Source organism: Oceanicola sp. S124 (genome assembly GCF_000220565.1).
GTDB lineage: Bacteria > Pseudomonadota > Alphaproteobacteria > Rhodobacterales > Rhodobacteraceae > Pseudooceanicola.
In genome coordinates this window covers 1-12,925 of record NZ_AFPM01000080.1, presented here as the reverse complement: position 1 = coordinate 12,925, position 12,925 = coordinate 1, and the positions used below count along the sequence as shown (strand labels likewise).

General features: G+C 65.8%; 12 protein-coding genes. 4 read left to right on the top strand and 8 right to left on the bottom strand.

Annotated elements, in window-relative coordinates; genetic code table 11:
- Positions 1–274: 274 nt before the first annotated feature.
- The 3 genes from OS124_RS0106580 to OS124_RS0106570 form a co-directional block, all read right to left on the bottom strand.
- Positions 275–607 (bottom strand): SMR family transporter, encoded by a 333-nt coding sequence (locus OS124_RS0106580; RefSeq protein WP_010138627.1) that lies wholly within the window; start codon positions 605–607, stop codon positions 275–277.
- 10 nt (positions 608–617) lie between these two features.
- Positions 618–1,241 (bottom strand): YitT family protein, encoded by a 624-nt coding sequence (locus tag OS124_RS0106575; RefSeq protein WP_010138626.1) that lies wholly within the window; start codon positions 1,239–1,241, stop codon positions 618–620.
- Positions 1,242–1,310: 69 nt separating this feature from the next.
- The gene (locus tag OS124_RS0106570; protein ID WP_010138624.1) at positions 1,311–1,937 is read right to left on the bottom strand and encodes a YitT family protein; all 627 of its coding nucleotides are present in this window, start codon (positions 1,935–1,937) and stop codon (positions 1,311–1,313) included.
- Positions 1,938–2,180: 243 nt separating this feature from the next.
- On the opposite strand from OS124_RS0106570, the gene OS124_RS0106565 reads away from it, so the two are divergent.
- Positions 2,181–2,741, top strand: a complete 561-nt coding sequence (locus OS124_RS0106565) for a type 1 glutamine amidotransferase domain-containing protein (protein WP_010138623.1) — start codon at positions 2,181–2,183, stop codon at positions 2,739–2,741.
- 156 nt (positions 2,742–2,897) lie between these two features.
- Complete coding sequence (locus OS124_RS0106560) at positions 2,898–4,967, top strand: methyl-accepting chemotaxis protein (RefSeq protein ID WP_010138622.1); 2,070 nt, start codon at positions 2,898–2,900, stop codon at positions 4,965–4,967.
- A 748-nt stretch (positions 4,968–5,715) separates the two neighbouring features.
- Here OS124_RS0106560 and OS124_RS0106555 read toward each other — a convergent pair.
- The 3 genes from OS124_RS0106555 to OS124_RS0106545 all read right to left on the bottom strand — a co-directional run bounded on the left by OS124_RS0106555 (position 5,716) and on the right by OS124_RS0106545 (position 9,095).
- Positions 5,716–6,930: an NADP-dependent isocitrate dehydrogenase gene (locus tag OS124_RS0106555; protein ID WP_010138621.1), complete on the bottom strand. Its 1,215-nt coding sequence runs from the start codon at positions 6,928–6,930 to the stop codon at positions 5,716–5,718.
- 156 nt (positions 6,931–7,086) lie between these two features.
- Positions 7,087–8,307, bottom strand: coding sequence for a multidrug effflux MFS transporter (locus OS124_RS0106550; protein ID WP_010138619.1), 1,221 nt, complete (start codon positions 8,305–8,307; stop codon positions 7,087–7,089).
- A 143-nt stretch (positions 8,308–8,450) separates the two neighbouring features.
- Positions 8,451–9,095, bottom strand: a complete 645-nt coding sequence (locus OS124_RS0106545; RefSeq protein ID WP_010138618.1) for a DsbA family oxidoreductase — start codon at positions 9,093–9,095, stop codon at positions 8,451–8,453.
- A 197-nt stretch (positions 9,096–9,292) separates the two neighbouring features.
- Between OS124_RS0106545 and OS124_RS0106540 the strand changes: the two genes are divergently transcribed.
- Positions 9,293–9,916: a helix-turn-helix domain-containing protein gene (locus tag OS124_RS0106540; protein WP_010138617.1), complete on the top strand. Its 624-nt coding sequence runs from the start codon at positions 9,293–9,295 to the stop codon at positions 9,914–9,916.
- Positions 9,917–9,919: 3 nt separating this feature from the next.
- Here the strand turns inward: OS124_RS0106540 and OS124_RS0106535 are convergent, their stop codons facing one another.
- Positions 9,920–10,267 carry a hypothetical protein gene (locus OS124_RS0106535; RefSeq protein WP_010138616.1) on the bottom strand — a complete coding sequence of 116 codons (348 nt, stop codon included), beginning with the start codon at positions 10,265–10,267 and terminating at the stop codon, positions 9,920–9,922.
- Between the two features lie 83 nt (positions 10,268–10,350).
- A complete protein-coding gene (locus tag OS124_RS0106530; protein WP_237708082.1) occupies positions 10,351–12,198 on the bottom strand; it encodes an extracellular solute-binding protein in 1,848 nt (615 codons plus the stop codon).
- A 375-nt stretch (positions 12,199–12,573) separates the two neighbouring features.
- Here OS124_RS0106530 and OS124_RS0106525 point away from each other — a divergent pair.
- The coding region (locus OS124_RS0106525) for an SDR family NAD(P)-dependent oxidoreductase (protein ID WP_010138614.1) at positions 12,574–12,925 on the top strand (352 nt) is incomplete at its 3' end.

Below are 12,925 nucleotides of genomic sequence, written 5' to 3'. Positions count from 1 at the left end.
ACGTGCAGACCATGGGCGGCGGTCGCTGGGATACCTCGGCGCTTCTGAAACGGCTGAAAGCTTTCGGCTGAGACGCCCTGCGGGGCACGAAGGGGGGCGGCGCGGCCTGCGGCCACGCCGCCCCCCCCCCGCAATGCGTTCGCCGGTGCGACATGGGCCGAGGGCGCGCAGAGGGAAATGGACCCGGCCGGTTCACTGTCGGGCAAGCTCCTGGGGTGCGTCCTGGCCCTGAGGCGATGGCGAACGCCAGCCCGGGCGCCGGGACAAGCGGGCCTCAGTGCGGGGTGGTGTTCGAGAAGATCTGGATCACCGCGATGCCGCCGCCGATCATCAGCATGCCGATGACGGCAGGCAGGTCGAGCTTCTGGCCGAAGACAAGGTAGCCGATCACCGCGATCAGCACGATCCCGAGGCCCGACCACAGCGCATAGACCACGCCCACGGGCATATGCCGCAGGGTCAGCGACAGGAAGTAGAAGCTGGCCGCATAGGCCACCAGCGTCAGCACCGAGGGCAAGAGCCGGCTGAACTGCTGGCTGGCCGTCAGGGCCGAGGTGCCGATGGTTTCCAGCACCACCGCGATGATCAGCGTCAGGTAGGCGGGCACGGGGCGCTCCTCAGGTGGCGACGTACCAGTCGCGGCGGTGGTTGATGGCGATCACCAGGTTGACCACCACGGCGCCCAGCAGGGACCAGAGGAAGGCGCTGCCCGGCAGCACGAAGAAGGCCACCGCGAAGAGGCAGGCATCGAAGCTCAGCTGCGTCCAGCCGGCGCGGAAGCCGGTCTTGTCCTGCAGGTAGAGCCCCAGGATCCCGATCCCGCCCAGCGAGGCGCCATGGCGGAACAGCGCCAGAAGCCCGGCACCGGTGATGAAGCCGAAGAGGACCGCGCCGACCCAGGGGGTTAGCTGGTCGAAGACCACCTGCGTGCCGAGGAACTTCGACAGCACCGACAGCATGGCCACGGCAAGGAAGGTCTTGATGGTGAAGCGCAGCCCCATCCGGGTATAGCCCAGCCAGTAGAACGGCAGGTTGACCAGGAAGAACACCAGACCGAAGCTCTGTCCGGTGACATAGGAGATCAGCACCGCCAGCCCCGCCGTCTGGCCGGTGACCAGCCCGAGATGGGTCAGGATGACGATCCCCAGCCCGCACATCGAGGTGCCGAACAGCATGCCCTGCGCATCCGCGACAGGGCTGTGGCCCTGCCGTCTGGTCTCGGTGATCTGGTCGTCGCTCATGGGGCCTCCGCGATTTGCACCCGGTCTATCTGCGCGGAATTTCGCTGTCCAGAGCGGCGGGCCGCGCGTTCAGTCGGCGATGTAGCGGTCACGGCGGTGGTTGAAGGCGATCACCCCGTTGAGGATCAGCGCGCCATAGAGCGAATAGGCGATGGCGCGGCTGTCGAAGAGGAAGAAGGCGACGGTGAACAGCACCGCATCGACGATCAGCTGCACGTAGCCGGCGCGGAACCCGGTGCGGTCCTGGATCAGCAGCGCGATCACCCCCAGCCCGCCGAGCGAGCCCTTGTGGCGGAACACCCCGAGCAGCCCGTAGCCGGTCAGGACGCCGAAGATCGTGGTGCCGAGGATCGGGTTCAGGGTCTCGAACTGCAACCCCAGGGGCAGGTAGTCGACCATCACCGACAGGGCGGCGACGCAGAAGAAGCTCTTCAGGGTGAACTCGGCGCCCAGGCGCTTCCAGGCGAAGGCGTAGAAGGGCAGGTTGACCAGGAAGAAGACCGTGCCGAAGCTCCAGCCCGTGGCATAGGCGATGATCAGCGCCAGCCCGGCGGTCTGGCCGGTGATGAAGCCCAGCGACGAGAGGAAGATGATGCCCGTCGCCGAGGTCAGCAGGGCGATGGCGAAGCCCTGGGCGTCCTCCAGCGGGGTGTGGCTGTGACGGTACTCGGTGGGAATCGGCATCGGTGCCGGCATCGCGGTCTCTCTCGGGCATGATGGGTCAGCAATGCTTCCCTTGTATCCGCCCGCGCCCGCAAGGCCCAGAGCGAAAGCGCGGGATCCGGGCCGGGGGACGCGACGTAGTGCCGGGATGCCCAACTCCCGGGCAGGGAGTCGCCGAGGCGCGACGGCATCCGGAACATCCCGCCGGGGCTATTCGTTGCAGGATCAGAGGGGCGGCAGGACCCGCCCCGCCCATACGAGCGAAAGGAGCATCCAATGCCCGCAATCGATCAATCCCGCGTCCTCGTCCTTGCCACCCATGGCTTCGAGCAGTCCGAGCTGGAAGTGCCCCGCGACGCGCTGAAGGAGCGTGGCGCGACGGTGCATGTGGTCAGCCTGGACGGCGAGAAGATCCGCGGCTGGAAGGGCAGCGACTGGGGCACCGAGGTGCCCGCCGATGCCGCGCTGGCCGATGTCTCGGCGGCCGATTACGACGCCATCGTCCTGCCGGGTGGCCAGATCAACCCCGATATCCTGCGCACCAAGCCCGAGGCGATCTCTCTGGTGAAGGACTTCCATGCCGCAGGCAAGATCATCGCCGCCATCTGCCACGGCCCCTGGCTGCTGGTCGAGGCCGGCATCGTCAAGGACCTGCCGGTGACCTCTTACCACTCGATCCGCACCGACGTGGAAAACGCCGGCGGCAAGTGGGAGGACAGCGCCGTGGTCTGCGAGCGGGGGATCGTCACCTCGCGCAGTCCCGACGACCTGCAGGCCTTCGTCGACAAGCTGGTCGAGGAGATCCGCGAAGGGCGCCACCAGCGCCATGCGGCCTGACCCGGCGACAGGCAGGGCCATGCACAGCAAGGGCCGCCCCTCGGGCGGCCCTTCTCGTTTGGGTGTCTCAAATTGGCGTCAATCACGGGGGCGTGATTCACCATACGTCAACTGAGGGGGCCTAGCCTTCGCCCGGTCACGAAACGAGAGGCTGACATGTTTGCATTCCTGTCCAGGTCGAAGGACTCACCGGCCAGTACCGCCCTGGCCGAGATCGACGCAATCAGCCGGTCGCACCTTCTGGTCTGGTACGACATGGAGGGCACCATCCTGGATGCGAACGACAATTTCTGCCAGGAAACCGGCTATTCCCGCGCCGAGGTGGTGGGCAAGTCCTTCAAGATCTTCGTGCGCGAGAAGGATCACGACCTGCCCGATCTCACCCGGCTCTGGCGCAACATGGCCGAGGGCAAGACGATCAACCGCATCGTGCCCCGCCTGAACCGCGCCGGAGAGGAGATCTGGTTCGACGTGACCTATACCCCGGTCGAGGCGCCTGAGGGCGGCTATACCCATGTCCTGAGCATCGCGCGGGAGATCTCGCGCATGCACTTCCGCAGACGCGACAACCGCAGCCAGGTGGACGCGGTCAAGCGTTCGATGGCGGTGGCGGAATATGACCTGGACGGGCGGCTGCTCGAGGCGAACGAGCTGTTCCTGAAGCCCATGGGCTACAAGCTGGACGAGGTGAAGGGCAAGCACCACCGCATGTTCCTTGATCCCGAAGATGCGGCGGGCAGCGACTATGCCGCCTTCTGGGAACGGCTGCGCAAGGGGTCGTCCGAGAACGGCCAAGTGCGGCGGCGCGACCGCAACGGCGCCTGTCGCTGGCTCGAAGCCACCTACGAGACGCTGATCGATCCCGAGGGGCGCCCCTTCAAGGTGGTCTGCTATGCCTTCGACATCACCGAGGCGAAGAACATCGCCGCCGATGCCGCCAGCCAGATCGCGGCGATCAACAAGGTCCAGGCGGTGATCGAATTCGACACCCGGGGCAAGATCGTCTCTGCCAACGATACCTTCTGCACCGCCATGGGCTACACCCGCGAAGAGATCATCGGCAAGCACCATTCGATATTCCTGGACCGGACCTACGCCAAGTCGCGCGAGTACGAGGGTTTCTGGGAAAGCCTGCGCGGGGGCGAGGAAGTGAGTGGAAACTTTCTGCGGCTGGGCAAGGGCGGCAAGGCCGTCCACATCCGCGCCAGCTATAACCCGATCCGCAATGCTGCGGGCGAGGTGGTCAAGGTGGTCAAATATGCCATCGACACCACGGCCCTGCAGCAGACCGTCGATACGATGCAGGCGGGGCTGGACCGGCTTGCGGATGGCGATCTTTCGGTGCGGCTGGAACAGAACCTGGGCCAGATGGACGCGATCCGGCAGAAGTTCAACAGCGCCGTGGCCAAGATCGACGAGGTCATCGGGCAGGTGCTGGAGCGCTCGAGCGATGTCCACAGCGAAACCGGCGCGATCACCGGCGCCACCACAGAGCTGTCCCGGCGCACCGAACAGCAGGCCGCGACACTGCAACAGACCGCCGCGGCACTGACCGAGCTTTCAGTCTCGGTCCAGCACGCCGCCGAGGCCGCGAATGAAGCCAAGTCCAAGGCCGACCTGGCCAAGAAGAGCACCGAGGAGTCGGGCCGCGTGGTCGACAATGCGGTCGGTGCGATGAACGAGATCCAGGAAAGTTCGAACCGGATCACCTCGATCACCAACGTTATCGACGATATCGCCTTCCAGACGAACCTCCTGGCGCTGAACGCCGGGGTCGAGGCGGCGCGCGCCGGAGATGCCGGGCGCGGTTTTGCGGTTGTCGCCCAGGAAGTGCGGGCCCTGGCGCAGCGGTCCTCCGAGGCGGCGCGCGAGATCGCCGAGCTGATCTCGGCCTCGACGCGGCAAGTGGGGCGTGGCGTGGACCTGGTGGGGCAGGCAGGCACGTCGATCCGCACCATCGATTCTATGTTTGGAGAGATCAACGACATCGTGGCGCAGATCGCCGGGTCCGCCGGGGAGCAGGCGCGGGGGATCTCCGAAATGAACACCGCCGTGAACCAGCTCGACCACGCCACCCAGGAAAACGCGGCCATGGCCGAAGAGACCAATGCGGCCACCCAGGCGCTGGCGACCGGGATTGCCGATGTGCAGGCCGCGGTCTCCTTCTTCAGCGGGGACCAGGGCATCGCACGGAACGCCCATCCGGGCTATCGCGCCGCGGGTTGAGGGAAGGGGCAGCGGCCCGTGCAAGGCACAGTGTCCTGTGCCGGTGTCCTGTCGAGGGTCCGACCCGGGACACGGAATGTCCGGAGCGGAGCAGGCAACGCGGATATTGCGCCATCGCAAGGCAAAGGGGGGGGGCGCCCGGTCCGCAAGCGCAGGGTGCCCTGTCACTGCGACGAAAGGCCATGTTCCGACACGTGATCTCGGCAGATCGGAAGCACCACGGGGCCTTCCGCGCGGTCGCATCACAGCCGATGCCTCGGCTCGCAAGCTTCCGGTGCCCCTGCATCCTGCCCGCAGCCAGCCCTTTCGGAGAAGCGAGATATGCGGGGCCGAGATGTTAGGCCGGATGGCCTGCCGGAGCGGGCCCCCTGCAGCACGATGGGCTGGTGCGGACCTCGGCTGTGTTCCTTGCCAGTGACGGACCCCGACAAGCGGAATGACCTGATCAGTGGCAGATGCACGGGCGCAGCGCTCCGGGGGCGGCATTTGGGCAGATCCGTGCTGGCATGGTGCGCCCGGCGCTCAGGGGAAGCCCTTCAGACGAACGGTCGCGATGCGCAGGAAGCACCGGGGCCGCGCGGCGGGGCGGCGCAGAGTTCGTGACGGTTTGCGGCCATTGGCGACTGCGTCCGGCGTCACCTGGGCGGCCCCTTTGACCAAACGGCAACTTGGTGGGCTGAAACGCGATCCGGTCGGCCGAAAGGAAAAAGGCCCGCCGGGGCGGGCCTTTCGGGAAAGGCGGTCGGGCTCAGCCGGCCAGGGCCTTGTTCAGGTTCTGGTCGACCTTCTCGAGGAAGCCCATGGTGGTCAGCCAGCCCTGGTCAGGGCCCACCAGCAGCGCGAGGTCCTTGGTCATGTGACCGCTCTCGACGGTCTCGACCACCACCTTCTCGAGCGTCGTGGCAAAGGCCATCAGCGCGGTGTTGTCGTCCAGCTTGGCGCGGTGCTTCAGCCCGCCGGTCCAGGCGTAGATCGAGGCGATGGAGTTGGTCGAGGTCGACTTGCCCTGCTGGTGCTGGCGATAGTGGCGGGTGACTGTGCCATGGGCGGCCTCGGCCTCGACGATCTTGCCGTCCGGCGTCATCAGCTGCGAGGTCATCATGCCGAGCGAGCCGAAGCCCTGGGCCACCGTGTCCGACTGCACGTCGCCGTCGTAGTTCTTCAGCGCCCAGACGAACTTGCCGTTCCATTTCAGCGCGCAGGCGACCATGTCGTCGATCAGCCGGTGTTCGTACCAGATCTTCTTGGCCTTGAACTGCTCTTCGAACTCGGTCTCGTAGACTTCGGCGAAGATGTCCTTGAAACGGCCGTCATAGGCCTTGAGGATGGTGTTCTTGGTCGACAGGTAGACCGGCCAGCCGACGTTGAGGCCGTAGTTGAACGATGCACGGGCGAAATCGCGGATCGACTGGTCGATGTTGTACATGCCCATGAAGACCCCGGCAGAGGGGGCGTCATAGACCACCTTCTCGATCTCGGTGCCGTCCTCGCCGACGAATTTCATCGTCAGCTGGCCCTTGCCGGGGAAGGTGAAGTCGGTGGCCTTGTACTGGTCGCCGAAGGCGTGCCGGCCGACCACGATGGGCGAGGTCCAGCCGGGCACGAGGCGCGGCACGTTGCGGCAGATGATCGGCTGGCGGAAGACCACGCCGCCCAGGATGTTGCGGATCGTGCCATTGGGCGACTTCCACATCTTCTTGAGGCCGAATTCCTCGACGCGGGCCTCGTCCGGGGTGATCGTGGCGCATTTCACGCCGACGCCGATCTCCTTGATCTTCATCGCCGCGTCGATGGTGATCTGGTCATCGGTGCGGTCACGCTCTTCGATGCCGAGATCGTAGTAGAGCAGGTCGATGTCCAGATAGGGCTCGATCAGCTTCTTCTTGATGAAATCCCAGATGATGCGGGTCATCTCGTCGCCGTCGAGTTCGACGACGGGATTGTCCACCTTGATCTTCGTCATGGGGCTGGCTCCCTGCGATGTACGGAACGGGCTGGAATCAAGCCGCATGCGGCTTTCTGCGCCTGCATAGCCTAAAGCTCCGTTAGCGGAAACCCTTGTATGCCGAAGTATACCGGATATGCGTTCCTGTGTGGGGTCGCGCTGGCGGGGCGGGCCTCAGGTATCGCTGTGCCGTTCCAGCCCGCGCATGCGCAGCAGCATCGGGAAGGCGATGGCGGTGAGCAGAAGCGAGGTGGCCAGCTGCGGCAGGATGGTGCCGTCGAAGACCTGCGCCACGATGGTCGAGATCACGGCGGCGACGACCGTCGAGACGGCACCCAGCACCGAGGCGGCGAGGCCGGCGATATGGCCGATCGGCTCCATCGCGAGGGCGTTCAGGTTCCCGATGGTCAGCCCCATCTGGTACATGGCCGCAGCCTGCCAGGCGAGGTAGGCGAAGAAATAGAGGCCGTAGCCGGGCTCATGCGGGATCAGGAAATAGGCCAGTAAGAGCGCGACGGACAGTGCGAGGAAGATGCCCTGGGTCAGGGTGATGATCTTGCGCATCCCGTACTTGCCGACCATCGCCGCGTTGACCATCGAGGAGGTGGCGCAGAGGATGCCGATGCCGAAGAACCAGTAGGGGAAGGCCTCGGACAGGCCGAAGATGCGCCCGAAGGTCGGCTCGATCAGCGAGATCGAGGTGAAGAGCACCGAGAAGATCGCCGTCTGCACCATCAGCGACAGCCGCACCATGGGGATCGAGAACATCTCGCGCAGGGCGTGCCAGAGGTTGATGACGCGGAACTTCTGGCGGCGTTCGCGGGGCAGGGGCTCTTCCAGCCGGATCGCCATCCACGCCGAGCCGATGAAGGAGAAGACCAGGAAGGCCAGGAAGATCGACCGCCAGCCACCGGCCAGGATGATCCAGTTGCCAAGCAGCGGCGCCATGGCCGGGAAGACCGTGAAGACGATCATCACGAAGGAGATCAGCCGCGCCATCTCGCGCCCGGAGTAGAGGTCGCGGATGATGGCGATGGCGACGACCCGCGCCGCCGAGGCCCCGAGGCCCTGCAGGGCGCGGCCGAGGATCAGGATCTCCAGCGTCGGCGCCTGCCAGGAAATCAGCGCGCCGATCATGTAGACGCAGGCCCCGCCGAGGACGACCGGCTTGCGCCCGAAACTGTCCGACAGCGGCCCGGTGAACAGCGTGCCGACCCCCATGCCGACCATGAAGGCCGAGAGCACCAGCTGCGCGTCATTGGCGACCCCACCGGCCAGCTCACGGCCGATATCGGGCAGGGCGGGCAGCATCGAGTCGATGGAGAAGGCCACGGTGGCCATCAGCACCGCCATCAGGGCCACGAATTCGGCGGGGTGCAGGCGCTGCTGAGCCATGGGTCGTCCTTCGTTGGGAGGCATGCGGGATTTACATGCGGCTAGCAGCTTTTCACCTCATGCACCAGTGCGCGACAGGGCCGCCGATGGCCCGGCGACCCTGCATCAGTTCACATCGCGCCTCTGCGTCAGCGCGCAGCGGGTCAGCCGTCTTCGGCGATCTGGCCGGCGATCTCGTCGATCACCTTCAGCCACAGCTCGACCGGCTGGGCGCCCGGCACGGCATGCTGCTGCGCGACGATGAAGGTCGGCACCGAGTTCACGCCCATCTTGCGGCTATGGGCATCGCGGTCGCGGATCGACTGTTCGTCCGCGTCGCTGTCCAGCAGCCGCCCGACGACCGAGGCATCCATGCCGCAGCTGTCGGCGATATCGCAGAGCACCTCGCGGTCGCCGATGTCGCGGCCCTCGCGGAAGTTGGCGGCGAAGAGAGCGTCGACCACCTTGCCCTGCACCTGTTCAAGCCCCGCCCAGTGGATCAGCCGGTGGGCGTCCAGCGTGTTGGGGGTGCGGGTGATCATCGGGAAATCGGCCGGGATCCCCTCGGTCCGGGCGCGCTCGGCGATCTGTGCATAGACCTCGTCGGCGCGGCCCTTGCCGAACTTGCCTTCAAGGTAGGCGCGCCGGTCCATGCCTTCGCGGGGCATGTCGGGGTTCAGCTGGAAGGGATGCCATTCGATGGTGAAGGGATGCGCCGGCCGTTCGGCCAGGGCGCGGTCGAGGAAGGTCTTGCCGATGTAGCACCAGGGGCAGATCGGGTCCGAGAGGATATCGAGTTTGACGGTCATTGGGCCTCCGCCAGCGCGGCCGTGGCGGCGCTGCAGTTTCCGTTCGCATTGCGCGGCGATGCCGCAACATGCCGCCGGTCCGGGTGCTTTTACCGGGCGCGGCGACCGGGGACCAGTGCCGAAAGCGTGAGCGTGGCGCGCCGAGCCGCCTTGCGGGGCGTTGCCAGAGGCCCGCGCCCCGCGCTAAGGAGATCGCCATGAGCGAAACCGACCCCCGCACCCTGATCCGCATTGCCCGCGAAAGCGGCGAAGAGACCACGGCCGAACCGCTGGATCTGGGCCATCGCGTGCGCGAGTTGCGCCGCGAGAGGGACTGGACGCTCGAACAGGCCGCCGTGAAGGCGGGCATGGCGCGCTCGACCCTGTCCAAGATCGAGAATGGGCAGATGTCGCCCACCTATGATGCGCTGAAGAAGCTGGCCACCGGCCTCGGCATTCCGGTGCCCCAGCTCTTCACCCCGCCCAAGGCGCAGCAGGTCATGGGCCGCATGGCCGCCACCCGCGACGGCGAGGGACAGGACCACGCCACCGCCACCTACGAGCACAAGCTGCTGGCCTCGCAGCTGACGCGCAAGCAGATGCTGCCCTATCACGCCCGCATCCGCGCCCGCTCGATGGAGGAATTCGACGGCTGGGTGCGCCACGACGGAGAGGAGTTCCTCTACGTGCTGACCGGGGTGATCCGCCTCTATACCGAGTTCTACGAGCCGCTCGAGATGCGCCGGGGCGACAGCGCCTATTACGACGCCTCGATGGGGCACAACGTGATTTCGCTCAGTCCCGAGGATGCGACGATCCTCTGGGTGACCTCGCTGGCCTGAACCCTAGCCGGTGCGCCCGATGGGCGTTCCGGGCTGGCCGTCATCGCCGAAGGCGGCGTCATCGTCAGAGGGATCCTCGCCGGCGGGCACGTATTTGCCCGAGGCGGCAATGGCCTTCATGTCCTCGCTTTCATCCATCCGCAGGTCGGCGGGCATGGCCCCCTCGCGCCACTGCGAAATCTCGTCCTGCAGGTCGGCGTAGTCACGCCCCGTGGCCTGCACGAGATAGCCGGCCAGCGCGTCGCGGGAGCCGTCGAGAGAGAGCAGGTCCGCCTCCTGCGCCTCGGGCCATTGCTGCATCACGGCGGGCACGAGGGCGGTCCAGTTTCGGGCGATTTCAGGCCAGTTCATCGGGGGCCTCCTTTCGGTGTCATCTGACAATAGAACGCCGGGCAGGGGCCCGGCGTTCCGTGTCGTGACGTGAAGGGGGCGTCTCAGCCCTCGGGATTCATCCACCAGACCTCAGGCAGGTACGAGACCCCGTCACCGTAGATCGGCGTCACCTCTGGGAAGCGCAGGGCCTTCACATGGGCGATACGGCCCTTGTCGAACATGAAGAAGGGGATCACGTAGCGCCCGGTGGTCAGGATCCGGTCCAGCGCCCGCACGGCGGCGTTGAACTCTTCGGTCGAGCGCGAGGCCAGCATGGCGTCGACCATGGCATCGACGGCGGGGTTCTTCACCCCCATCAGGTTGCGCGAGCCGTTCTGGTCGGCGCTTTCGACACCCCAGTAGAGGCGCTGTTCGTTGCCCGGCGACAGCGAGACCTGACGTCGGATGTCGGTCATGTCGAAATCGAAGGTCTCGATCCGGCTGGTGTACTGGGCGTTGTCGGCCACGGTGACCCGCGTCTCGATGCCGAGGCGTTTCAGCGCGTCGAGGTAGATGTCGACGATGGCCTGGGTCTGCTGGTCGCCCTGGCGCAGCAGGATCTCGAAGGTCAGCGGCTCTCCGGCGGCATTGCGGCGCAGGCCATCGTCCCCGGCGGGCCATCCGGCCTCGTTCAGCAGCTCGGCGGCCCTGACGATATTGGCCCGGTTGCGGGCAGAGCCATCGCTGACGGGCAGCGCGTAGCCCTCCAGCGCGCCGGGGGCCAGTACGTCGCTGAAGGGCGCCAGCAGTTCGCGCACCCGGCCCTCTGCGGGCCCCTCGCGCATCCCCAGCACGGAGTGCGAGAAATACGAGGTGATGCGCGGTTGCTTGCCGCCGGTCAGCGCCTCGTTGATGTACTCGAAGTTGAAGGCATGCAGCAGGGCATCGCGCACGCGGATGTCGTCGAAGGGCGCCCGGCGGGAATTCATCACCAGCCCGGTGATGCCCGAGGGACGCTCCGAGCTGACCTCGGTCTTGACGATATCCCCCGCGCGGGCGGCAGGGAAATCATAGTCGCGGTCCCATTTCTCGGCGTTGAACTCGCGCACGAAAGAGATCTCGCCGGCCTTGAAGGCCTCGAACAGCACGTTCTGGTCGCCGAAGAACTCGATGCGGATCTCGTCGAAATTGGCGGTGCCGCGGCGGATCGGCAGGTCCTTCGCCCAGTAGTCGGGATCCCGCTTCAGCACCACGTTGCGACCGGCTTGCCAGCTGTCGACCACATAGGGCGACGAGCCGATGGGGATCACGTCGAAGCCGGGCTGGTCGAAGTCGATGCCCTCCCACTGGGCCTTCTTGAGGATCGGCCGCATGCCGACGATCAGCGCCAGCTCGCGGTCGTCGCTGTTGAAGGTGAAGCGGATCTTGCGCGGGCCGGTCTGCTCCATCGTGTCGATCATGCCCCAGAGGCCGAGGTAGCGTGCGTTGCCCTCGGTGCCCAGCGTCTCGTAGGACCACATCACGTCCTCGACGGTGATCGGGCTGCCGTCCGAGAAACGGGCCTCTTCGCGCAGGGTGAACTCCACCCAGTCGCGCTCGGGCCCGGTCTCGATCGATTCGGCGATCAGCCCATAGACGGTGAAGGGTTCGTCCTGGCTGCGGTAGACAAGGCTGTCGTTGGTCAGGAACCGCAGCTGCCAGGGCACGTTTCCGCGCACGATATAGGGGTTCAGACTGTCGAAGCCGCCGGTATTGCCAGAGACATAGACGCCGCCCTTGGGGGCATCGGGATTGGCATAGGGCAAATGGCCGAAATCCGCCGGCAGGGCGGGTTCCCCATACATGGCAAGACCATGAGAGGGCTCGGCAAGGGCGGGAATCACCCCCGAAAGCCCGAGAATCGCCCCGGCGAGGGCACCGCCTGCCCGGCGCAATAGGCCCTTTCGCCGTCCGTTGGGGATAAGTTTCATTCGCTGTCTGCTCCTTGAAAACCTTGTTTTCTTGGCCCTTACGGTAACTGTGGATTCACGCCTTTTCAAACTTTTAGCTTTCATGACGAGGCGGGATTGCTTATAAAGAGATCACTGCTCGATAGGTTTCTTGCCTGTATGAAACCTGCCTCAATAACTGAACGCCGGCTTCGTGCCGGCGTTTTTTTCTGGCCTGTCGCAGGATCCTTGCCGAAACGATACCAGCCCGGTTGGCCCCCGATCGCGCCCTGATCGCGCCGCTTCCCGTCTGCGCGATTGGCCCGGCTCTTTCCCTCGCTTTTCGCGCCCGCAGCATTATTGTCGATCCCGACGGGGCCGCCCTCTGGCCGGTGCCCGCGGCAAGAGGAGAGACCAATGACTGTGAGCGGCAAGACGGCAGTGGTGACGGGATCCACCAGCGGTATCGGCCTGGGCGTGGCGGAAGAGCTTGCGAAGGCCGGGGCGAAGGTGGTGCTGAATTCGTTCACCGACAGCGACGAGGATCACCAGATCGCCTCCGACATGGCGGCAAAATACGGCACCGAGGTGCGCTACATCCAGGCCGACATGTCGAAAGGCGACCAGTGCCGCGCGCTGATCGAGAAGGCGGGCGCCTGCGATATCCTGGTCAACAATGCCGGCATCCAGCATGTGGCGGCCATCGACGAGTTCCCGGTCGCCAAGTGGGACCAGATCATCGCCATCAACCTCACCAGTTCGTTCCACA